We start from the raw sequence: 22,744 nt of genomic DNA, 5'->3' as shown, positions 1-22,744 counted from the left end.
GGCTTACTCCTCCTGGAGGAGCAACACGCAGGCCAGCGGCGGCACCGTCAGGCTCAGCGAGGCGGGCAGGCCATGGCTCGGTTCCGGCACGGCCGTCACGCCGCCCTGGTTGCCGATGCCGCTGCCGCCGTAGCAGGTCGCGTCGCTGTTGAGGATTTCGCGCCAGCGGCCGGGCCGCGGCACGCCGACGCGATAGCCGAAGCGTGGCACCGGCGTCAGGTTGAGCGCGACCAGCACCTGGCCGGGCGCATCGCACGCGCCGCTACGGCGCAGGAACACGAACACGCTGTTGTCGCGGTCGTCGCCGACGACCCACGCGAAGCCGTCGGCTTCGGTGTCGCGCGCATGGAGCGCGGTGATGCCGCGATAGCAGCGGTTCAGGTCGCGCACGAAACGCTGCACGCCCTGGTGGTCCGCATCGTCGAGCAGGTGCCAGGCCGGCGACGCGTCGTGGTTCCATTCGGTATCCTGACCGAACTCGCCGCCCATGAACAGCAGCTTCTTGCCCGGATGCGCCCACATGAAGCCCAGATAGGCGCGCAGGCCGGCGAAGCGCTGCCAGCGGTCGCCGGGCATGCGGCCGAGCAGCGAGCGCTTGCCGTGGACGACTTCGTCGTGCGACAGCGGCAGCACGAAGCGCTCGGCAAACGCGTACATGAGGCCGAAGGTCATCTCGTCATGGTGATAGCGCCGGTAGATCGGGTCACGCGACATGTACTGGAGCGTGTCGTGCATCCAGCCCATGTTCCATTTGTAGCTGAAACCGAGCCCGCCGGCGGCCACCGGTGCGCTCACGCCGGGCCACGCGGTCGATTCCTCGGCGAAGGTCGCCGCGCCCGGACACCGTTCGGCGACGACCGTATTGAAACGCCGCAGGAACGCGATGGCTTCGAGGTTTTCGCGGCCGCCGTGAATGTTCGGCACCCATGCGTCCGCGGCGCGGCTGTAGTCGCGGTACAGCAACGATGCAACGGCGTCCACGCGCAGGCCGTCGACGTGATAGCGCGTCAGCCATTCGAGCGCGCTGGCCAGCAGAAAATTCGCGACTTCGTTGCGGCCGAGGTTGTAGATCAGCGTCTGCCAGTCCTGGTGAAAGCCTTCGCGCGGATCGGCGTGCTCGTAGAGCGCGGTGCCGTCGAACTGCATCAGGCCGTGCGGATCGGTCGGGAAGTGCGCCGGCACCCAGTCGAGAATCACGCCGATGCCGGCGCCATGGCAGCGGTCGACGAAACGGGCGAACGCAGCCGGCTCGCCGAGGCGTGCCGTCGGCGCGAACAGGCCGAGCGGCTGGTAGCCCCACGAACCGGTGAACGGATGTTCGGAGAGCGGCAGGAATTCGATGTGCGTGAACCCCATGTCGGCGACGTACGGGATCAGCCGGTCGGCCAGCTCGTCCCAATGAAGGTGGCGCGCGCCGTCGTCCGGATCGCGCAGCCATGAACCGGCATGAACCTCGTAGATCGACAGCGGGGCGTTGGCGGCCTGGCGCTGCGCGCGGGTCGCGAGCCACGCGTGGTCGCTCCAGGGGAACGGCGCGGGGTCGGCCACGCGCGATGCGGTGGCCGGCGGCAGCTCCGCGGCGCGCGCGACGGGGTCGGCCTTCAGGTGGAGCAGGCCGCCGTGCGGGCCGATCAGCTCGTACTGGTAGCGCTCGCCGACGCCGAGGCGCGGCACGAACAGTTCCCAGACCCCGGCGTGATGGCGCAGGCGCATCGGATGACGGCGGCCGTCCCAGTTGTTGAAGTCGCCCACCACCGACACGCGCCGCGCGTTCGGCGCCCACACGGCGAAACGCACGCCCGGCGTGCCATCGATCGTCATCGGCTGCGCGCCGAGGCAGGCGCCGAGCTCGAGATGCCGGCCTTCCGCGAGCAGGTGCAGGTCGAGGTCACCGAGCAGCAGGCCGAACGCGTACGGATCCTCGGACACCTGCTCGGTGGCCGGCCAGCGCACGCGCAGCCGGTACGCAGGCGCGGCGGCGGCCTGGCCGTTTTCCGGCAGGATGCCGACGAACAGGCCGTCGGGGTGCGCATGCACCGTCGGCACGCGGATGTCGCCGTCGAGCTCGAGCGACACCGCGTGCGCGCCGGGCAGAAACGCGCGCACGAGCCAGCGGCCGTCGACCCGATGCGGCCCGAGCAAAGCGAACGGATCGGCATGGCGCCCGCCGATCAGGGCTTGCAGGCTCTCCGAGCAGAGCCCGGCGAGCGGATCGGAGCGGTCCTCAGCCACGCGGAGCCTCCCCATGTCTGGCAAGCAGCCGGCGGGCGAGCTCGGTCATCCCGCGCAGCGGCACCGGCACCCATGCCGGACGATTCCGGAATTCGTAGACGATCTCGTACGCGGCCTTTTCGAGCAGGAACGCATCGAGCAGGGCCGTGCGACCTGCGCCCTCGGCCAGGCCGGGCGGCGCCGTGCCGACGGCGGCGCGGTACGCGTCGAGGAATGCCGTGGCGGCGCGATCCATCGCATCGCGCAGGAACGCATCGCGGCGCGCCAGCAGCGGCTGCGGCATCTGCTCGCCGCTACCGGCGACGGCATAGCCGACATAGTCGAGCGAGCGCAACAGGCCGGCCACGTCGCGCAGCGGGCTGGCCTTTGCGCGCCGCTCGGCGAGCGGCCGCACCGGCTCTCCCTCGAAATCGATCAGGCAGGCATCGCCCTGCACCACCAGCACCTGGCCGAGATGGAAATCGCCGTGGATGCGTTGGCACGACGTGCCGACGCCATCCCGGCACAGCCGCTCGGCCAGCGCCAGCAGGGGCGCACGCTGATCGACGAGTCGCCGCGCCAGTTGCGCCGTCGCCTTGTCGTTCCATTGCCGGTGGTGCGCGAGCAGATCGAGCGCGTCGTTGACCTGGGCCCGGACACGGGCGGCCCAGACCGCGCAGTCGTCCGGCGTTGCCCGTCGCGGCGCGAAGTCCTGATGCTCGCTCGGCCGGGCGAGCACGGCGTGCATTTCGCCGAGGCGCCGCCCGACCACGCCGGCAAAGCGCGTGTACTCGGCGGTCTCGTCGTCGGATGCGTCGTCGATGTCGGTGTCGTGCGACAGTTCCTCGGTCAGGCGGGTCAGCGTCTCGAACGCCCAATCCCACGCGTTGCCCTGGTTTTCGACGAAAGCCTGCAGAATGGCGAGGGTGTGCGGCGCGCCGGCGGCATCGCGGCGGCGCACTTCGCCGAGCCACGCCGGCGCGTTGGCGAACCCGTGCTCGCTCAGGTAGCGGCCCATTTCCGCCTCGGGGTGCACGCCCGCGACAACGCGGCGCACGAGCTTCAGCGCAAGCGCGTGACCGATCGACAGCGTGCTGTTGGTCTGCTCGGCGGCGATCCAGTTGATCTCGGCATCGGCACCATACATGTCGGCCGCGAGCGCGGCCGATGCGTCGCATTCGATCATGCCGCCATCGGCATGGCCGCCGACGGGCAGGCGCGCCTGCCTGCGCATCGCGTCGCACAGCGCACGCGCGAACGGCGCGACGGCGAACGCGTCAGTCAGGAAGCCGACCTGCGGCCCGCACCGGATGCGTGCCAGCGCGAGCTGTCCCGGCAGCGGCGGCATGCCCGGTTGATCCCACGCGATCGATAGCGGCAGCAGATAGCGCTCCGTGGCGGTCTTTCCATCCGTCTCGACGTCGCTTTCCACCTCGCACAGGAACGTCGGCGCCGGCGTGCCTTCGAGCGCCGTGATGGATGCCAGGTGAGTGCGATGCAGCTTGCCGTTCTTGGAGGCGAACCAGCGCCGCTTCGGCAGGTACTGCGGCAGCGCCTTCTGCTCGAGCGCCTGGCGGTGCGCGCCGCTGAGCACCGGCTCGCCGGCCCGCCAGACCAGGGTGATGAACTCCGGCAGCTGCTCGGACGGCTCGGCGTTCCACCGCGGCGCCTGCGTATCGTCGCTGAGCTCGAACCAGTAGAAGCCGTACGGCGGCAGGGTCAGCAGGTAGGTCAGTTGGCCGATCGACGGAAACGCCGAGCCGCCGAGCAATTCCACCGGCGTGCGCCGCGCAAAGCGCGAAAGATCGAGCTCGACCGCCTGCGAAGCGCGCGACAGATTGGCCACGCACAGCAGCGGCGGATCGTTCTCGTATTCGCGCAGGTAGGCGAGCACCTTGCGGTTGACCGGCTGCAGGAACTCGATCGAGCCACGCCCGAACGCCTGGTGGTTGCGCCGCGTGGCGATCAGGCGCCGCGTCCAGTTCAGCAGCGAGTGCGGATCGCGGGTCTGGCTCTCGACATTGACCGACTCATAGCCGTACAGCGCCCCCTGGATCGCCGGCAGCGTCAGTTGCTCCGGATCGGCGCGCGAAAACCCGCCATTGCGGTCGAACGACCATTGCATCGGCGTGCGCACGCCGTCGCGGTCGCCGAGGTGAATGTTGTCGCCCATGCCGATCTCATCGCCGTAGTAGATCACGGGTGTGCCGGGCATCGACAGCAGCAGGCTGTTCATCAGTTCGATGCGGCGGCGGTCGCGCTCGAGCAGCGGCGCCAGGCGGCGCCGGATGCCGAGATTGAGACGCGCGCGCCGGTCGGTCGCATAAACCTCCCACAGATAGTCGCGCTCGCTGTCGGTCACCATCTCGAGCGTCAGCTCGTCATGATTGCGCAGGAAGATCGCCCACTGGCACGTCGACGGGATCTGTGGGGTCTGCCACAGGATGTCGGTGATCGGGAACCGGTCCTCGCGCGCGATCGCCATGTACATGCGCGGCATCAACGGAAAATGGAACGCCATGTGGCATTCGTCGCCGCTGCCGAAATACTGCTGCACGTCCTCCGGCCACTGGTTGGCCTCGGCGAGCAGCATGCGGTTCCGGTAGCGCGCATCCAGATCGGCGCGCATGCGGCGCAGTATGTCGTGCGTCTCGGGCAGGTTCTCGTTCGAGGTGCCTTCGCGCACGACCAGGTAAGGCACGGCGTCGAGGCGCAGGCCATCGACGCCGAGGTCGAGCCAGAAATGCATCACGGCGAGCACTTCCTTGACCACCTGCGGGTTGTCGAAGTTGAGGTCGGGCTGGTGCGAGTAGAAGCGATGCCAGAAGTACGCGCCGGCGACGTCGTCGTAGGACCAGTTCGAGACTTCGGTGTCGACGAAGATCACGCGCGTGCCGGCGTACTCGCGGCCGGTGTCGGACCAGACGTAGTAGTTGCGATGCGACGAGCCGGGCTTCGCGCGGCGCGCGCGCTGGAACCACGGATGCTCGTCGGACGTATGGTTGATGACGAGCTCGGTGATCACACGGATGCCGCGCGCGTGCGCGGCCGCGATCAGGCGCTTCATGTCGGCGCGCGTGCCGTAGTCGGCGTGCACGTCGCGATAGGCGGAGATGTCGTAGCCGTCGTCGCGGCGCGGCGATGGATAGAACGGCAGCAGCCAGATCGCGTCGACGCCGAGCTCGGCGATGTAGTCGAGCTTGGCCAGCAGCCCGGCGATATCGCCGATGCCGTCGTTGTTGGCGTCGAAGAACGACTTGACATGCAGCTGGTAGATCACCGCGTCCTTGTACCAGAGCGGATCGGCGGTGAGGCGTTCGAAGTACGGTTCTCGTTTCATGGCGAGGCCTCGCGGTCAAGCGGGCGCACGGCCCAGATCGCGTATGGAGCGTCAGGCGCCAGCCGCATATGCTGGCGCTTGCCGTGGAAGGTCATGCGTGTGCCGTCGAGCAGGTTTTCCGCGGCCAGCGCGGCATCGTCGGGCAGACCCCACTCCCAGAGCGGCACCTCGAAGTCGGCTTCGTGCGTGGCGAACGGGTCGAGATTGATCGCCGCAAGCACGACGTCATCGCGACGCGGCGTGGCCTTGGCGAAGTACAGGATGTGCGGGTCGAACGCGTTGTAGAACGTCACCCCGCGATGCGTGTGCAGGGCCGGATGCGCGCGCCGGATACGGTTGAGCTGCGCGATCTCCTGCGTGATGTTGCCGGGCCGATGCCAGTCCCACGCGCGCAGCTGGTACTTCTCCGAATCGAGATATTCCTCGCGGCCGGCCAGCGCCGCCGATTCGCACAGTTCAAAACCGCTGTAGACCCCCCAAAGCCCCGAGAGCAGCGCCGCTAGCGCGGCGCGGATCAGGAAGCCGGGCCGGCCGCTCGTCTGCAGGAACACCGGATTGATGTCGGGCGTGTTGACGAAGAAATGCGGCCGGAAGTACGCGGCAATATCGGGCCGGGTCAGCTCGCTCAGGTAGTCGATGAATTCCTGTTTCGAATGGCGCCACGTGAAGTACGTGTAGGACTGCGAGAAGCCGATCTTGGCGAGCCGGTACATCATCTTCGGCCGCGTGAACGCTTCGCTCAGGAAGACCACCTCGGGATGATCCGCGCGCACCGTCGCGATCAGCCATTCCCAGAACGGCAGCGGCTTGGTATGCGGGTTGTCGACGCGAAACAGCGTGACGCCATGCCCGATCCAGAACAGCACGACGTCGCGCAGCGCGAGCCACAGGCCCGGCATCGCGTCGTCCGTGTAGAAATCGACGTTGACGATGTCCTCGTATTTCTTCGGCGGGTTCTCCGCATAGCGCAGCGAGCCGTCGGGGCGCCAGTCGAACCAGCCCGGATGGGAGACGAGCCACGGGTGATCGGGCGAGCATTGCACGGCGAAGTCGAGCGCGAGGGCCAGGCCGTGCGCGTGCGCCGCCTCGTTCAGGCGCCGGAAATCGTCGAACGTGCCCAGTGCCGGGTGAAGCGCGTCGTGGCCGCCTTCGCCGGCGCCGATCGCATACGGGCTGCCGGGGTCGCCGGGTGCCGCGGACTTGCTGTTGTTGCGACCCTTGCGGTGCTTCGTGCCGATCGGATGGAGCGGCGGAAAATAGAGCACGTCGAAGCCCATCGCGCGGATCGCCGGCAGGCGTGCGATCACGTCGTCGAAGGTGCCATGACGGGACGGATCGTTGCTTTGCGAACGCGGGAACAGTTCGTACCAGCTCGCGAAGCCGGCCAGCGCGGGCTCGACATCGACAGGCTGCGGCGGCAGGTGGCGCAATACGTGCGGGCGCACGCGTGCGGCGGACACCGCGTCGGCCAATGCCGGGGCGGTCAGCGCCGAGAGCGTCCGCCCGGCATCGAGCGTATCGTCGACGCGGCTCGCACGCTCGAGCGCCAATCGCGCACGGGCGGTGACAGCGTGTCGTGCGATGTCGGCAAGCATCAGCGCGCCTTCGCGCAGCTCGAGCGAGATGTCCTGCCCGGCATCGGCCTTCTTGCGGACTTCGCGGCACCAGTTGACGTACGGATCGCGCCACGCCTCGATCGTGAATTCGTGGCGGCCGATCCGGTCCGGCCGGAATTCGGCGGTCCAGCGGTCATTGCCGAGCGGCGCCATGTCGATTTCGTGCCAGTCGGCCACGTCGGCCGGCCGCCACAGCAGCACGGCCGACGGCACGTCGTGCCCGTCGATCACGATGTCGGCCTCGACGCGAACCGCTTCGCCGGCGACACACTTGACCGCAAAGCGGCCATTGTCCACGGCGGGCGTGATCGCATCGATGAAGAGGCGCGGGGCGCGCACGGCGTCTTCTGCGACCCGCACGGCCTTGCCGGCGGCATGGCCGTCGCGTTGCGCGCGCGCGGCGCGGCTGGTTACCGGCGCCGGGCGCGTGGCGCGCCACGCACGCACTTCGCCGGGCGCCAGCCTCAGCGTGTCGACCGGCTGCGGCGAACCGACCGGCGTGTCATCGTCGTCGAGCGGCTGCACATGCGTGCAGTCGTGCCACGACCAGCCGGTCGCGTCGATCGACGCGGTGTCCGACAGACTGACGTTGGCGGCAACGAACCGCAGCAGTTCACGGCGCCGACGGTCGCCGGGCACGCGCGCGAGCATCGCGATCGGCGCTGACGGGCCGGCCAGCCGTTGCAGCGCGACGCCGCCGTCCACCTGCGCCATGGCGGCGGACCGGCGCGCGAGGCGGGCGTTCCCGCGTGCGATGGCGTCTGCGAAATCGCACTCGGCGGCCTGCCAGGCGGCATTCAGGTCGGCGGGCGTGCGTATGGCTCGCCAGAGCAGATCGGACCAGGCGAACTCCATTCCGGCCGGCATGAGAATGCCGTCACCGAGTTCGAAGGCGACGGCGAGTGCGCGCTGGCACGCCAGCATTCGGTGTCGGGGCGGCACGGCGTCGAGCGCGCGCGCGCCGAAAGGATCGTCGGCCAACGCGATGCGGCATGGGCTCGTTGCCAGGTCCGCATGCTCGTCGAGCAGCCATGCGGCACGCAAATCCCACCAGCACGACGACAGGAACACGCCGTCAAAGCTCGCGTCGGCGGTATCGATCATGCGCGCGCGAGACAGGCCCGGCGTCCATGCAAAGAACGCCGTGCCCGGCCGCGTGCCGCGCACGCGTGCCAGGCGGTCGGACCATGTCGCAATCGGCACGGCGTCGACGCCGCGCAGGCAGAAGCCGGAGATGCCGTACCCGGCCAGGGCGATCAGGCGCCGGGTCAGGTCGTCGCCATGCGGCGCAGCCGGGGTCTCGGGCGGCGGTGCCGCGGCCGGCAGCGCGCGGCGGGGGTCGGGCAGCGGACCCGCAGCGGATGCGCCGTCGACAGCGAATGACGGCGCAACGGAAGTTGCCTGGCGCTCGATCACGAGATCCAGCGCCAGGCCGTTGGCCCGTGCGGCGTCGGCGTAAGCGGCGAGCGGCTCGGCGGGATCGCACAGGGTCGTGCCGCACGTCTCGAATGTTGTCAGGATGCGCGAGAAGCCCATCTCGGCGGCACGGCGGACGCACTGCAGCCACGCGTCCCGGCCCAACGCGAACGGAAGCGGCAGGCAGTAGATGCGGGGGGCATCGCGGGTCGTGCTTGGCAGGCGTGTCATCGGCGAGGATCTCCGGAGCGGATGGCAGTGGATGCGCGCAATATTCATGCCGCTGGCCCGGCTGCCGTCAGTCGGTCGATACCACGCCGACTGTGGCGGCGCGGCTTGGGACGTTGCCTCCTCAAATCGCAACCCGACCCGATGACAGTGCGGCATGGCTGCGGTCAGGATGGGAGCAACGCGCGATAGCGTCGTCAAGCGTCGAGGCACGCCAATTGCTGCAGGGGGGAAGTTTCGGTCAACCACGTCCGCGCCATGCGCCAGCGGCGGGTAGTGGAATGTGCGGCGCGTGGCGCGCTTTGCGTGCACGGTTCGCTTCGCCGTTGGGAAAAAGCTTCAATCGCTTGTAGAAAAGGGGCTTGCGCACGGGTGCTGACTTACCCTCAGGACCGGCGCAAGCGTGCTTCTACCGGTCGCGTGCCGCACACGCCTCGCCATGGTCCGCTCGGAAAGACAGAATACGTGTGCGCCCCGTGGTTGATGCGGCCCGCGACGCGGCGGTATCCTCGCCGCTCACGGACGCCTGTTTCGCGCAGTATCGCGAAACCGAAGCGTTGGGGCTGGGCGACGACGATTTGGCGGCGGTCGTCCGGGTGTTCGACGCGCGGCCGGCGGCGGGTTCGTCATGAGCGTCTCGACGTTCGGCCTGCCGGCTTTCGGCAAGGTTGCCATCGTGGGCGAGGAAATCGGGTTGTGCACGTTGCGTCCCTCCGCGCCCGATTTCCCCGACTCAACAACGAAGGTTTCGCATGATCGTCAATACGAACAACACTGAGCATTACACGTGGAGGGAGGTCTGCGACGGATGGATCCTGTCGAAGTCGCCCGATCTGCTGGTCATCGAAGAGCGGATGCCGGCGGGTACGAACGAGCGCCGGCATTTTCATTCGAAGGCGAAGCAGTTTTTCTACGTGCTGTCGGGGGATCTCACGATGGAGATCGAAGGAAAGATCCACGTCGTTCCGCCGATGAGCGGGATCGAGATTGCGCCGGGCAAGCTGCATCAGGCGCGCAACGATTCCGGCGCGGACGTGCGCTTCCTGGTCATGTCGACGCCTTCGACGCGGGGAGACCGCACCGATATCGATGGTTGAAATCGAACGGGCGGAGAACATTGGTGGATCGCGTTTGCGTTGAATTTCCCGCTACGCGATCAGCGCGAAGGACGGCGTCGGAGGGTTCGGGTGTCGGAGCGCAGGCCCGGATATCGCGCCCGACTACGCGCGCCGATCCGCAGGCTCCGACACCGGCCGCCTTCAGAACAGATGCCGGATGCCGGCCATCACGCCAAGCTGCCCGACGCCGGCGGCGGGCGTCGTGCCGCCGCCTCCGGAGCTCAGGCTGTAACGGGCTTTCGCGCTGTTCCACAAGTACGAGCCCTGCAGGTAGACGGCGGTCGCCTTCGATAGGAAGTAAGTGCCGCGCAACGTGGTCATGGTCGCTCGCGTGTCCTGCTTGGAGTCGATAATCCGGAACACTTCGCCGTCGAGCAGCGCAGCAGGGGTGACCTGATACGACGCACCGGCGAAGAACAGGTCCGATCGCACATCGGGCACCGCCGGCGACACGGTCTCGACATGGCGTCCCACCCATCCGGCGCCCAGTTTTACCGGCCCCAACTGTCCATAGCCGCTCACCTGCATGCGGATATCCTTGTCGCCGGCGTCGGTCAGCGCGAACGGCGCGACACCGTTGAAGAAGTTGGCAGCAGCGCCGGTGCCGCCGCGCTGTTCGTCGTAGGCCGCGGACACGCCGAACGATTGCGCGTCGTACTTGACCATCGCGCTCCACTGGCGGCACTGCGTGAAGTGTCCGGCAACCTGACCGGCACACGTTCCTTGTCCCGGCGAGTTGCCGGTGCCGGCGGAATCCCGGCCGAACGAATAGGTCGCGCCGAGCGTCAGCCCGCGAAAGGTGCCCTTGTACGCGATCGTGTTGTCGCTGCGCGCGTTCGGAATGTACGCATCGAGCGACGCGCTGCCGTAGATGTCGGGGCCGAGGATGTCGGAATCCGCGAGGCCCCAGAACGTCATCGAATACTGCCGCCCGAACGACACGGTGCCCCAAGGCCCTTGCAGGCCGACCCACGCCTGGCGGCCGAACAGGCGGCCGCCTTGCCCGAGATCGCCGCCCCTCGGATTGAAACCGCTTTCGAGCTGGAACACGGTCTTCAATCCGCCGCCGAGATCCTCCGTTCCCCGCAGTCCCCAGCGCGACGGCAACTCGCCGGTGATGCCCGGCATGCGTATCACCTTGTCGCCTGCCGCGTTCGCATGCGATACGTATTCGATGCCGGTGTCGATCACGCCGTACAGCGTGACGCTGCTTTGCGCGAACGCCGGCACGGTCAGCATGCCGAGTCCGCCGATCATCCATTTCGAGAACTTCATGTGTCTCCGCTCCGTTTAACGGTTGAATGTTGTTGTGTGCGCCGGGTCGGCGTCGTTTTCTGTTCGTGAGGAATGCGTATAAACGAGGCTGCCTATGTCTTCCGGAAATTCCTGAGTCGTCGCTTGCCCCGGAAGGCTGTCAGCCGCGTTGCCTGAATGGGTGCGTTGATATGGCGGTGGCGCAGACGTGCGCCGCCACCGACGTTTTGCCGGCGGCCGATGGCGACGCTTGGTAGACTGCGTGAATCGACATCAGTCGACCCATGCGCGCGCCGCCAGCCGATGCAGCTGCATCACGCAACCGCCTGCCGGGCTTCGATCGCGCGTGCCTGCCGTCCGCACGCAAGGATCGACAACGACGCGACGGCGGCGGGCACCGCAACGATCGCGAACAGCACCGTAAACCCGATGTCGGCCGCGAGCAGCGCGCCCCCGACGAGCGCGCCGACCACGGACCCGAGGCGGCCGATGCCGAGCGCCCAGCTGATCCCGGTCACGCGGCTCGCGGTCGGATAGTAGCGGGCCGCATACGCGTTGGCGCCGATCTGCGAGCCGCTGATGCAGAAGCCGACGCCCGTGACCGCGGCGGCCAGAAGCGTGCCGGTCGCGATGCCGGTCGCAACGAGAAAGACCGCGCCGCACGCATAGGCGACGGCAAGCACGACAGTCGGCCTGGCCTTGTCCATCAGGCGGCCGATGACCAGTGCGCCGATCGTTCCGCCGACCTGATACATCACGGCCACCTTGGAGGCGATCGCAAGCGGCATCCCGGAGCGATGAACCAGCGTCGGGAGCCAGTTGGTCAGCAGGTACACGACGAGCAGGCTCGAGAAGAACACGACCCAAAGCAGCAGCGTGCCCGAGCGGCATTCGCGCGCGAACAGCTGGCGAACGGGCGAGCCGGCTTGCGCGGCTTCATGCAGGACGAAGCGGGTGCCGTCAGGCACGGTGAGCGGCGCGATCTTGTGCAGCAGGCGCGCGATCCTGTCATGCTGCGCGTCGTTTCCGAGCACGAGGTAACGGACCGACTCGGGCAGCGCGGCTAGCATGACCGGGACCAGCATCAGCGGCAGCACGCCGCCGACGAGCAGGACGCTTCGCCAGCCGTGCGTCGGGATCAGCTCCGCCGCCACGATGCCGCCGAGACCCGAGCCCAGCGTGAATCCGCAAAACATCACGGTCGTCAGGAACGACTTCTTGCGCTCCGGGCAGTATTCGGACGTCAGCGCAATAGCGTTCGGCATCGCGCCGCCGAGGCCCAGGCCGGTGACGAAGCGCAGCGCGATCAGCAACTCGATGTTGGGCGCATACGCGGTCAGCAGGCTGGCGACGCCGAAGAACGCGACCGTCGCGATCAGCGTCTTGCGGCGGCCGATGCGGTCCGCGAGCGGCCCGAAGCACAGCGCGCCGGCCATCAGCCCGACCAGCCCCGAACCGAAGAGCGTGCCCAGCACGGCCGGCGAAAGATGCCACTCGCGGCTGAGCGCGGGCGCAATGAAGCCGACGCAGGCCGTATCGAAACCGTCGACCGCGACGATCGCGAAGCAGAGCAGCAGGATGCGCCACTGAAACAGGGATACGCGCTGGCTGTCGAGCCAGCTGCGGATGTCGAGCGTGCGTTGGGGGGATTGCATGTTTCGTCTCCAGACCGTGTCGGCTTTTTGTAGTGTCCGCAAGGTAGCGGCTTTCGCGACGCGGCGTCCATGCAGGCGCATGAATTTGCATCATTCACGGCGGTTATTTCGCTGTCGCGGTACGGCAGTCGAGCGCGCCCGGCGCGAAAGCCGGGCGTGTCGGCGTGACGCCATTCAGGCAGGAAGACGACGCCCGGCTAGATCGCGAACTCGTCGAACACGAGCTGACGCAGCCATTGATTGCCGGGCTCGCGGTGATTGCGCGCGTGCCACAGCACGTTGATCGTGATCTCGGGGATCTTGACCGGGCAGGGCGCGCTGACGAGGTCGAACGGCGCGAGCGTCCGGACCGCATACGCCTCCGGCACGACGGCAATCAGGTCGGTCGTGTGCAGGATGTGGCCGACGGCGACGAAATGCGGCACGCGAAGGTGAACGGTGCGCTGAACGCCCGCTCGCTGAATCGCGGCATCGACCATCCCGTGCCCCGTTCCCTCCGCGACAATCGACACATGCTCCGAGTCCAGGAACGCCTTCATCGTCATGCCGGTCCTGGCAAGCGGATGCCCGTTGCGGAACAGGCACACATACTTCTGACGAAACAGGCGCCGCTGGAAGAACCCCGTCTTGAGATCGGGCAGAAACCCGATCGCGAGATCCACGTTGCCGCGCTCCATCTCGTCACGAAGCGAGTCCGCCTGATTGCGGACGGTGCTGATCGACACGCCGGGCGCAACCTTGGCCAGCCGCTTCATCAGGCCCGGCAGAAAGTAAATCTCGCCGATGTCGGTCATCGCAATGGTGAACGCGCGCGTACTCGCCGCCGGGTCGAAGTGCGACGTGACGTTCAACGTGTTGTGGATCGTTCCCAGCGCGTAGGCAATCGGCTCCGCGAGCGTCTCGGCGAACGGCGTCGGCACCATGCCCTTCGAGGTCCGCAGAAACAGCTCGTCGCCGAGCACCTTCCTGAGCCGGTTCAGCGCATTGCTGATCGCGGGCTGCGAAATGCCGAGCGTGGCGGCAACGGCCGACACGCGCCGTTGCCGAAGCAACTCATTGAACACGACGAGCAAGTTGAGATCGATGTCCTGGAGTTCCACGCGTTGTCTCCTCCGATATGCGATGCATTATCACTGTCGGTGATGTTGCATATCAAGGTATTTCTATTTATCAATGATCGTTGCGGCGGCATCATGCGGACACAAGTTGAACAGCCCGGAGACGCTGGCCCCATGGAAGTTTCAATTCTGCCGCTTCAGCGAACGCTCGACGTGAGATCGGGCGACAACCTGCTCGACGCGCTGCGCCGCCACCAGATTCCCGTTTCGTACAGCTGCATGGCCGGGCGCTGCGGCACGTGCCGGTGCCGGATCGTGTCGGGCAACGTGCTCGTGACCGGCGCGGCCGACACGAACCAGCCGGCGGCCCACGGGCAATCGGTGCTCGCGTGCCAGGCGACGCTCGTCGACGACTGCGTGATCGAAATTCCCGAGGTCGACGAGATCGTCGTCCATCCGCCGAAGATCATCAAGACGACGGTGGCGGGCATCGAGGATCTTACGCACGACATCAAGCGCGTGCGCCTCGCATTGTCGAAGCCGTTCGAATTCTCGCCGGGGCAGTACGCGACGCTGCAGTTCACGCCGCAGCACATCCGCCCGTATTCGATGGCGGTGACCGCGAATGGCGACGAAGCGGAATTCCATATTCGCGTAGTGCCCGGCGGGCGCGTGACCCGCTACGTTGCGACGGAACTGAAACCGGGCGATGCCGTCCGCGTGAGCGGGCCGCTCGGCACCGCGTATCTGCGCCGCAAGACGTCCGACCCGGTCATCTGCATCGCCGGCGGGACGGGCCTCGCGCCGATCCTGTCGATTCTGCGCGGGATGGCGGAACACGCGATGGCCAATCCCGTGCATGTGTATTTCGGCGTGCGTTCGCCGCAGGACATCTACGGCGTCGCGTGGCTCGACGAACTGAAGGCGCGGCTGCCGAACCTGACCGCGCATGTCGTCGTGACCTCGTCGAACGCGCCCGGGCCCTGGCGCACGGGCGTCGTGACGGACGCCGTCAATTACGATTGGGACAGCCTGAAAGGCTGGCGCGCGTATGTCGCCGGGGCGCCGATCATGGTCGATGCCGCGTCGATCCTGCTGCGCCAGAAAGGCATTCGTCCCGAACACGTATACGCGGACGCATTTCATGCAAGCGGCGTGTGACATCCGCCGCTTGCGACGTTTTCCCCATCAGGAGACAAACCATGAGTGAGGCCCCCATTGCCTTCGTGCGGCCGAGCTGGAAGGACGACGGATCGAGCCGCGTGCCGTTCTGGGCATACACGGACGACGCCACCTATCGCCGCGAGCTCGAACGCTTCTTTTACTCGGGACACTGGTGCTACGTCGGCCTCGAGGCCGAGCTGCCGAATCCGGGCGACTTCAAGCGCACCGTCGTCGGCGAGCGCTCGGTGATCGTCACGCGCACGCAGGACGGCGACATTGCCGTGGTCGAGAACGTGTGCGCGCATCGAGGCGTGCGTTTCTGCCGCGAGAAGTTCGGCAACCGCAAGGACTTCACGTGTCCGTACCACCAATGGAACTACGACCTGAAGGGCAATCTCGTCGGCGTGCCGTTCCGTCGTGGCGTGAAGGCCGACGGCAAGATCAACGGCGGCATGCCGGCGGACTTCGATCCGAAGGCGCATGGCCTGACGAAGCTGAACGTCGCGCGCCGCAATGGCGTGATCTTCGCGTCGTTCGATCACGATCTGCCTTCGCTCGAAGTGTTCCTCGGGCCGACGATTCTCGGCTATTTCGACCGCGTGTTCGACGGCCGGAAACTGAAGATTCTCGGCTACAACCGGCAGCGCATCCCCGGCAACTGGAAGCTGATGCAGGAGAACATCAAGGATCCATATCACCCGGGGCTGCTCCATACTTGGTTCGTCACGTTCGGCCTCTGGCGCGCGGACAACAAGTCCGAGCTGAAGATGGACGCGCAATTCCGCCACGCCGCAATGATCTCGACGCGCGGCGCGGGCGGCAAGGGCGACGTCACGAGCGGCGTGTCGAGCTTCAAGGATCAGATGACGCTCAACGACAACCGCTTCCTGGACGTCGTGCACGAACCGTGGTGGGGCGCGCCGACGGCCGTGATGATGACGCTGTTCCCGAGCGTGATCATCCAGCAGCAGGTCAACTCCGTTTCGACGCGCCACATTCAGCCGAACGGGCACGGGTCGTTCGATTTCGTGTGGACGCATTTCGGCTTCGAAGAGGATGACGAATCAATGACGCGCCGGCGCCTGCGGCAGGCGAATCTGTTCGGGCCGGCGGGATTCGTTTCCGCGGATGACGGCGAGGTCATCGAATTCTCGCAGGAGGGTTTCGAACAGAAGCCGTTCCACCGGACCATCGTGGAACTCGGCGGGCGCGACGTCGCGGACGCCGACCACATGGTCACCGAAACACTGATTCGCGGCATGTACGACTACTGGCGCCGCGTGATGGAGGTCTGAGATGACGGATTTCGAAACGTACCAGCAGATACTCGCGATCTATGCGGATTACGCATCGGTCGTCGACAACAACGAATGGGACAAGTGGCCGGCGTTCTTCACCGACGACTGCGTGTACAGAATCCAGCCCCGCGAGAACTTCGACCGTGGTTTTCCGCTCGCGACGCTCGCGTTCGAAAGCAAGGGGATGCTGAAGGACCGCGTGTACGGGATGACCGAAACGATCTTCCACGACCCGTACTACCAGCGTCATGTGGTGGGCATGCCGCGCATCCTGCGCGACGACGGCGAGCGGATCGACGCGGAAGCCAACTATGCGGTGTTCAGGACGAAACCGGATGAACTGACGACGGTGTTCAACGTCGGGCGCTACGTCGATACGATCCGCCGGACGCCGGACGGGCTCAGGTTCGAATCGCGCATCTGCGTATTCGACAGCGAAATGATCGCGAACTCGATCATCTATCCGATTTGAGGTGAATGATGGACAAGCAATGGACTCAAGTGATCGCGCTCGCGGCCGTGCCGACGGACGATGTGACGGCGGTGAACGCGGCAGGCCGGGAGCTGGCGATCTACGGCGTCGATGGCGACGTGTTCGCGACCGACAACATCTGCACGCACGGTCATGCGCGACTGTGCGACGGCTTCCTCGATGGCCACGAGATCGAATGTCCGCTGCATCAGGGGAAGTTCGATGTGCGATCCGGCAAGGCGATGTGCGAGCCGCTGACGGCAGACATTCGCACGTATCCGGTGAAAATCGAGGACGGTTACGTATTCTGCTTGTTCTCAAATGAAATCTGACCGGGAAATCATGTCGTAAGCTATGGATGCCAGACGAAAACGTCCTCCCAAATGTGGGCGCGCGCTCTTCTACGACAGATGCCCTGCCGTCAGGTCGACAGCAATACCTGTCGAGGTCACAGTGTGCGTCAACGAGTTCCGGCGGGCCTGCGAATCTCTGCGCCAGGGTTTTTGACGCTCCCGCGGAGTGATCCAGGCACAACGCGGTGCTACCGAAAACCCCAATCCCGGTTGCACTGTTCATCGCCGTTCGTGTGCTGTATTGTCCTTCCATCCCCGGTCGCACGACCGGTGCATGGGAGGCGCACGATGCAGAACAAGAATGCTGCAGCCGTCTGGATCCTGATCGCGATGGTGGTGGGGATCGTGATCGGCTACATGATCTTCACGAGCTTTCCTGACAAAAAGGCTACAGCCGAAATCGCCGGCTACATCTCGCTCGTATCGGACGTGTTCCTGCGCCTGATCAAGATGGTGATCGGGCCGCTCGTCTTCTCCACGCTGGTCGTCGGCATCGCGCACATGGGCGACGCGGCATCGGTCGGGCGGGTGTTTGCGAAGGCCCTCGGCTGGTTCATTACCGCATCGCTGATCTCGCTGCTGCTGGGGCTGTTCATGGCGAACCTGCTCAAGCCGGGCGATAACCTCGGCTTGCCGCTGCCGGACATTGGCGCGTCGGCGAACCTCGCGACTTCCAAGTTCACGCTGAAGGACTTCGTCGGCCACATGGTGCCGAGATCGTTCGCGGAGGCGATGAGCAACAACGAGATCCTGCAGATCGTCGTGTTCTCGATGTTCTTCGGCGTGGCGCTTGCCGCGCTCGGCGACCGCGGCAAGATCCTCGTCGCCGCGATCGACCAGCTGTCGCACGTGATGCTCAAGATCACCGGTTACGTGATGAAGCTCGCGCCGCTCGCGGTGCTGGCCGCAATGGCCGCGACCGTCGCGGTCAACGGGCTGTCGGTCCTGCTTAAGTTTGCGGTGTTCATGGGCGACTTCTACGTCAGCCTGTTCCTGCTCTGGGCGGTACTCGTCGGTGCCGGTCTGCTGTTCCTCGGACGACGCGTGTTCAAGCTGCTGGTGCTGATCAAGGAAGCGTTCATGCTGTCGTTCGCGACCGCCAGTTCCGAAGCCGCGTACCCGAAGATCCTGGACGCGCTCGATCGTTTTGGCGTGCGCCGCAAGATCTCGAGTTTCGTGATGCCGATGGGCTACTCGTTCAACCTCGACGGCTCGATGATGTACTGCACGTTCGCGGCGCTGTTCATCGCACAGGCGTACAACATCCACCTTTCGCTCGGCACGCAGGTCACGATGCTGCTGATCCTGATGCTCACGTCGAAGGGGATGGCCGGCGTGCCGCGCGCGTCGCTCGTCGTGATCGCCGCCACGCTGCACCAGTTCGGGATTCCGGAGGCGGGGCTGCTGCTGATTCTCGGCGTCGACACGTTCCTCGACATGGGGCGCTCGGCCACGAACGCGGTGGGCAACTCGATTGCGAGCGCGGTGGTCGCGAAGTGGGAAGGGGAGCTGATGTCGGAGGCGGAAGCCGAGGCCAACCTGGCGCGCATCGACGCGGAGCAGGCGGGGACGATCGCGCATCCGGCGGATGTCTGACGGAGGCCGAGCGATGAAGATGCTGCGATTCTGGAGTGCGCTCGCGCTCGCAGGCCTCCTTGCCGCAGGCATGGCCGCGCGGGCCGACGACGCGACAGCGCCGCCGCCGCCGCGCGTCGAACCGTTCGCGCCGGCCCAGTTGACCGGCACGCTCGCGAAAGTGCGCAACAGTGGCACGATCGCGCTCGGCTATCGCGACGCATCGATACCGTTCTCGTACCTGAATGCGCGCAACCAGCCGATCGGCTATTCGATCGAGCTGTGCAAGGCGCTCGTGTCCGCGATCGAGGATGCGGTCAACAAGAATCTTGCGATCCGCTGGGTACCGGTCACGGCGGACAACCGGATCGATGCGGTGGTCAGCGGCAAGGTCGACCTGGAATGCGGCTCCACGACGAGCAATCTGGAGCGTCAGAAGCGCGTGGCCTTTTCGCCGATCATCTTCGTGGCCGGCACGAAGGTCATGGTGAAAGCGGGCTCGCCGATCCGCTCGTTCCGCGATCTCGCGGGCAGGAAGGTCGCGGTAACGGCCGGCACGACCAACGAGAAGGCGCTGCGCGACCTGGACGCGCGGTTCAAGCTCGGAATCCAGTTGCAGATCGTGCCGGACCACGCGCAAGGCTTCGCGCTCGTCGCAAGCGGCCGCGCCGACGCGTTCGCGACCGACGACGTGCTGCTGTACGGCCTGATGGCCGAGAATGCGGGCAAGGGCGGCCAGTACGAGGTGGTGGGCGATTACCTTTCGTACGACCCGTACGGGATCATGTTCCGCAAGGATGATCCACAGCTCGCGCGGGTCGTGAAGGACACGTTCGAGGAACTGGCCGAGGACGGCGAGATCGCGCGTCAGTACAAGCGCTGGTTCCTGCGTCCGCTTCCGTCGGGCACCAGCCTCAACCTGCCGATGAGCCCGCAACTGGAGACCATTATCGACGCGATCGGCGTCAAGGCGGAATGAGTAACCGCCATCCGAGTCAAGTCCGATGAAGTGAAGCGTCCCAAGGCGTGTTGGTTTTGACCATGGCATTGAGCATGGTCAGAAGCTTGCGCATGCAGGCAACGAGCGCCACCTTGGCTAGTTTGCCGGCTGCCTTCAGGCGTTGATAGAAGGCTTTGATGGCAGGGTTGTAGCGCTTCGCCGGCCGCATCCGTCCGGCTGGCTAGTTGCGACGCCACGGATGCAACGAACCTCGCGCATCGGGCCGAGCGCGGCCATCCCATCCATGCACAATCAAAGGCCTCGCTCATGAAAGTCTATGTTCTGTCGTTGCTCGCCGGCGTGCTCGTCGGCGTGATCTACAGCCTGTTGCACGTCCGCTCTCCCGCGCCACCGCTCGCCGCGCTGGTCGGTGTGCTCGGCATCCCGGCCAGTGAGCAGATCGTGCCGGTCGCGAAACAGATGCTGTCGGGTACTGCGTTCCATACCGCATGGACCGAATCGAAGTGCGATCAGCATATGTTCGGCGCGCTCCCGGGACGCAACGCGGATACCTCCAGCCAGGTTGCCAGTCGCTCCACGGAGAACCGTTCATGAATACGCGTAGCGCGAAGTCGCCCGATGTCATCCTCCGCAACGGACGCTTCACGACCTGGGGCGCCACCGGCAACGATGCGGGCAAGCCGCTGCAACGTGTTGCAGCGCAAATGTGCGGCTGCGCGAGCCCCTGAGGCATTCACGGTCACGCGCATGCGCGCGCGTGGTCGAGCAACGTGCCGGCCTCGGACTTGAAGTCGTTTTGGGGCGCGCTCGGCTGTGCGTGCTGGGCCGTATGAGCGGACGCGGTCTCATTCTGCTCGCGATTGCCGAAAACGGGCGGGCGCGCTGCGGCCCCCCGTCATCCGACTCCATATCGGCGAATAAAACGCGCCACCCGTGACGTTCAACGAAGCGATGAAATCACCCATGAAAATCGAAGCCATTCTCCTGTCCGCGGTGTTCGGTCTTGCCGCCGCGGTCGGACACGTCGGCACGTCGATCGCCGCGCAGCCTTTTCGCGGAACCCCCACGGTCGCCGTCGCGCCCCAGTACGACACGACTCACGTCTATGTCGCCCCCGAGGACGTGGACCGCTTCGCCACGAGCTTCCTCGCGACCTTCGGCGGCAAGAGCACGCGCCAGGTCGTCGGGACAGTCACGCCGACGCCAAGCTCGACAAGGCGAAAGCGGCCGGCGTAACCGTGCTTGTGCCGCCGTATTCGTCCGACGGGCGAGACGAGGCGATCGTGCAGTTTCCCGGCGGCTACATCGCGGCAATCCATCAATCGACCCGGCAGTGACACTTGAATCGGCCAGGTCGCATGCCTCGCTCCACGGCTGGCGCAAGGAGCGGGCGCGACCTCCACGTGCTCTTCATCCGCGATCAAGGATACGCATGCCGCACACTGCCAGCCCGCCCCAAGCAGATGCACATCGTCCGTCGGCCGGCCTTCGCGCCGCGATGCTGTGTGCATCCCTGTTCATGTCGATACCGCTGTGGTCGTCGCCGGCTGTCGCGGAGGAGACCGATATCGCCGCCGCGCCGGACGAGATGCCGAAGTCCCGCCCCGCGATCATGACGAACCGCTGGCAGGAACGCTGGTACGCGCTGGCGAATCCGGCGTTGCGGACCGAACCGCTCGACAGCCTGAAGTACATCCCGCTGTCGTCGACTGACCCGTATAGCTACATATCGCTCGGCGCGAGCCTCCGGGAACGTTTCGAATCGATGGATGCGACCAATTTCGGCGTCGGCCATGTCGCGGGCGACTCGTATCTGATCCAGCGCTTCCAGTTCCACGCCGACGTGCATTTCAACCGGCACGTCGAATTCTTCACCGAATTCGAGGATGCGCGCGCCTTCGGCAAGAACGTCGTGACGCCGGTCGACAAGAACCCGCTCGACCTGCGTCTGGCGTTCCTGGCGTTCGTGCAGCGTTTCGATGCGGGGACATTCAAGTTCCGGGTCGGGCGACAGGACTTCCTGTTCGACTTGCAACGCTTCGTGTCGTCGCGCGACGGTCCGAACGTGCGTCAATCGTTCGATGCGGTCTGGGCGGACTGGGAAAGCGAGCCGTGGCGCGTGATCGCATTCGTCAGCCAGCCGGTTCAGTATCGCGACGAGAACGTGTTCGACGACACGTCGAATCCGCACATGCGGTTCCACACGCTGCGCGTCGAGCGCCATGTGTTCGGCAAGAACGAGCTATCCGCGTATTACTCGCTGTACGAGCGCGACAACGCCCATTTTCTGGGTGCGAGTGGCAGCGAGCGGCGCGACGTGTTCGACGCCCGTTTCGCGGGCGCCGCGAACGGCATGGATTGGGATCTGGAAGCGATGGGGCAGACGGGCCGAGTCGGGCCGGCGAAAGTGCGGGCCTGGGCGACTGGATCGCGCATGGGCTATACGTTCGACAAAATCGCATGGACGCCGCGCATCGGCCTGCAGGTCGATGCCGCATCCGGCGACCGGCACCCGGGAGACGGCACGCTCGGCACGTTCAATCCGCTGTTTCCGAACGGCTACTACTTCACGCTTGCGGGATTCACCGGCTACTCGAACATCATTCACGTGAAGCCATCGATCTCGATCAAACCGATCCCGAAGCTCTCGCTGCTGGGTGCGCTCGGCTTCCAGTGGCGCGAAACGGCAGACGACGCGGTCTATACGCAATCGGCCACGCCGATCGCGGGCACCGCCGGGCACGGCACGCGCTGGACCGGAGGGTATGCGCAGGTTCGCACCGACTACGCGTTCAACAATCACCTGACTGGTGCCGTCGAGGGCGTCTATTACGTCGTCGGCAACACGATCCGGGCTGCGGGCGGCCACAACAGCGAATACCTCGGCGTCGAACTGAAATTCGGCTGGTGATTGCTCGACCGACAGGAGTCGAGATAGCACATGACCATACAGGGATCCTGAACATGGATTTGCAAATTTTCATTCCTGATCGCGTTTTTTTCATATTGTTTATGAACCGAGCTT

18 protein-coding genes and 2 pseudogenes are annotated in these 22,744 nt (G+C 66.0%); 13 read left to right on the top strand and 7 right to left on the bottom strand.

Features of this window, described 5'->3' with window-relative positions; genetic code table 11:
- Positions 1–3: 3 nt before the first annotated feature.
- Genes glgB through ACV22Z_RS18215 form a run of 3 tightly spaced genes read right to left on the bottom strand, consistent with a single transcriptional unit; the run spans position 4 to position 8,814 of the window.
- Complete coding sequence (gene glgB, locus ACV22Z_RS18225; protein WP_448077682.1) at positions 4–2,232, bottom strand: 1,4-alpha-glucan branching protein GlgB; 2,229 nt, start codon at positions 2,230–2,232, stop codon at positions 4–6.
- On the bottom strand, positions 2,225–5,551 hold the full coding sequence (gene treS, locus ACV22Z_RS18220; protein WP_448077681.1) for a maltose alpha-D-glucosyltransferase: 3,327 nt from the start codon (positions 5,549–5,551) through the stop codon (positions 2,225–2,227). Before treS ends, glgB begins: the two co-directional genes overlap by 8 nt.
- The gene (locus ACV22Z_RS18215; RefSeq protein ID WP_448077680.1) at positions 5,548–8,814 is read right to left on the bottom strand and encodes an alpha-1,4-glucan--maltose-1-phosphate maltosyltransferase; all 3,267 of its coding nucleotides are present in this window, start codon (positions 8,812–8,814) and stop codon (positions 5,548–5,550) included. The genes treS and ACV22Z_RS18215 overlap by 4 nt, the downstream gene beginning before the upstream one ends.
- A 473-nt stretch (positions 8,815–9,287) precedes the next feature.
- On the opposite strand from ACV22Z_RS18215, the gene ACV22Z_RS18210 reads away from it, so the two are divergent.
- The 3 genes from ACV22Z_RS18210 to ACV22Z_RS18200 are packed head-to-tail and all read left to right on the top strand — an operon-like array spanning position 9,288 to position 9,908.
- On the top strand, positions 9,288–9,443 hold the full coding sequence (locus tag ACV22Z_RS18210; protein ID WP_448077679.1) for a hypothetical protein: 156 nt from the start codon (positions 9,288–9,290) through the stop codon (positions 9,441–9,443).
- Entirely contained in the window at positions 9,440–9,589 is a 150-nt protein-coding gene (locus ACV22Z_RS18205) for a hypothetical protein (RefSeq protein ID WP_448077678.1), read from the top strand. The genes ACV22Z_RS18210 and ACV22Z_RS18205 overlap by 4 nt, the downstream gene beginning before the upstream one ends.
- Positions 9,564–9,908, top strand: a complete 345-nt coding sequence (locus ACV22Z_RS18200) for a cupin domain-containing protein (RefSeq protein ID WP_448077677.1) — start codon at positions 9,564–9,566, stop codon at positions 9,906–9,908. The genes ACV22Z_RS18205 and ACV22Z_RS18200 overlap by 26 nt, the downstream gene beginning before the upstream one ends.
- Positions 9,909–10,070: 162 nt before the next feature.
- Here ACV22Z_RS18200 and ACV22Z_RS18195 read toward each other — a convergent pair whose 3' ends face one another.
- The 3 genes from ACV22Z_RS18195 to ACV22Z_RS18185 form a co-directional block, all read right to left on the bottom strand.
- The gene (locus ACV22Z_RS18195) at positions 10,071–11,204 is read right to left on the bottom strand and encodes a porin (RefSeq protein ID WP_448077676.1); all 1,134 of its coding nucleotides are present in this window, start codon (positions 11,202–11,204) and stop codon (positions 10,071–10,073) included.
- A 293-nt stretch (positions 11,205–11,497) separates the two neighbouring features.
- Positions 11,498–12,838, bottom strand: coding sequence for an MFS transporter (locus tag ACV22Z_RS18190; protein WP_448077675.1), 1,341 nt, complete (start codon positions 12,836–12,838; stop codon positions 11,498–11,500).
- 197 nt (positions 12,839–13,035) lie between these two features.
- Positions 13,036–13,938, bottom strand: coding sequence for a LysR family transcriptional regulator (locus tag ACV22Z_RS18185; protein WP_448077674.1), 903 nt, complete (start codon positions 13,936–13,938; stop codon positions 13,036–13,038).
- Between the two features lie 132 nt (positions 13,939–14,070).
- Here ACV22Z_RS18185 and ACV22Z_RS18180 point away from each other — a divergent pair, with 132 nt between their 5' ends.
- From ACV22Z_RS18180 to ACV22Z_RS18155, 6 genes are all read left to right on the top strand, one after another.
- Complete coding sequence (locus ACV22Z_RS18180) at positions 14,071–15,057, top strand: 2Fe-2S iron-sulfur cluster-binding protein (protein WP_448077673.1); 987 nt, start codon at positions 14,071–14,073, stop codon at positions 15,055–15,057.
- 41 nt (positions 15,058–15,098) lie between these two features.
- Positions 15,099–16,355 (top strand): aromatic ring-hydroxylating dioxygenase subunit alpha, encoded by a 1,257-nt coding sequence (locus ACV22Z_RS18175; protein ID WP_448077672.1) that lies wholly within the window; start codon positions 15,099–15,101, stop codon positions 16,353–16,355.
- A gap of 1 nt (position 16,356) precedes the next feature.
- Positions 16,357–16,830 carry an aromatic-ring-hydroxylating dioxygenase subunit beta gene (locus tag ACV22Z_RS18170; protein WP_448077671.1) on the top strand — a complete coding sequence of 158 codons (474 nt, stop codon included), beginning with the start codon at positions 16,357–16,359 and terminating at the stop codon, positions 16,828–16,830.
- An 8-nt stretch (positions 16,831–16,838) separates the two neighbouring features.
- The gene (locus ACV22Z_RS18165) at positions 16,839–17,162 is read left to right on the top strand and encodes a non-heme iron oxygenase ferredoxin subunit (protein WP_448077933.1); all 324 of its coding nucleotides are present in this window, start codon (positions 16,839–16,841) and stop codon (positions 17,160–17,162) included.
- A 309-nt stretch (positions 17,163–17,471) separates the two neighbouring features.
- The gene (locus ACV22Z_RS18160) at positions 17,472–18,779 is read left to right on the top strand and encodes a dicarboxylate/amino acid:cation symporter (RefSeq protein ID WP_448077670.1); all 1,308 of its coding nucleotides are present in this window, start codon (positions 17,472–17,474) and stop codon (positions 18,777–18,779) included.
- 13 nt (positions 18,780–18,792) lie between these two features.
- On the top strand, positions 18,793–19,737 hold the full coding sequence (locus ACV22Z_RS18155) for an amino acid ABC transporter substrate-binding protein (RefSeq protein WP_448077669.1): 945 nt from the start codon (positions 18,793–18,795) through the stop codon (positions 19,735–19,737).
- Between the two features lie 16 nt (positions 19,738–19,753).
- On the opposite strand, the pseudogene ACV22Z_RS18150 reads toward ACV22Z_RS18155, so the two are convergent.
- Positions 19,754–19,918 (bottom strand): annotated as a pseudogene (locus tag ACV22Z_RS18150) (IS110 family transposase); the annotation flags it as partial.
- 107 nt (positions 19,919–20,025) lie between these two features.
- Between ACV22Z_RS18150 and ACV22Z_RS18145 the strand changes: the two are divergent.
- The 4 genes and pseudogenes from ACV22Z_RS18145 (at position 20,026) to ACV22Z_RS18130 (ending at position 22,630) form a co-directional block, all read left to right on the top strand.
- Positions 20,026–20,313 (top strand): XapX domain-containing protein, encoded by a 288-nt coding sequence (locus ACV22Z_RS18145; RefSeq protein ID WP_448077668.1) that lies wholly within the window; start codon positions 20,026–20,028, stop codon positions 20,311–20,313.
- Positions 20,310–20,447 (top strand): hypothetical protein, encoded by a 138-nt coding sequence (locus tag ACV22Z_RS18140; RefSeq protein WP_448077667.1) that lies wholly within the window; start codon positions 20,310–20,312, stop codon positions 20,445–20,447. Before ACV22Z_RS18145 ends, ACV22Z_RS18140 begins: the two co-directional genes overlap by 4 nt.
- A gap of 223 nt (positions 20,448–20,670) precedes the next feature.
- Positions 20,671–20,934: pseudogene (locus ACV22Z_RS18135) on the top strand (glyoxalase); the annotation flags it as partial.
- Positions 20,935–21,238: 304 nt separating this feature from the next.
- A complete protein-coding gene (locus ACV22Z_RS18130; RefSeq protein WP_448077666.1) occupies positions 21,239–22,630 on the top strand; it encodes an alginate export family protein in 1,392 nt (463 codons plus the stop codon).
- Positions 22,631–22,744 lie beyond the last annotated feature (114 nt).

This window comes from Burkholderia sp. PU8-34, assembly GCF_053427725.1.
This window is presented reverse-complemented; position numbering and strand designations above follow the sequence as displayed.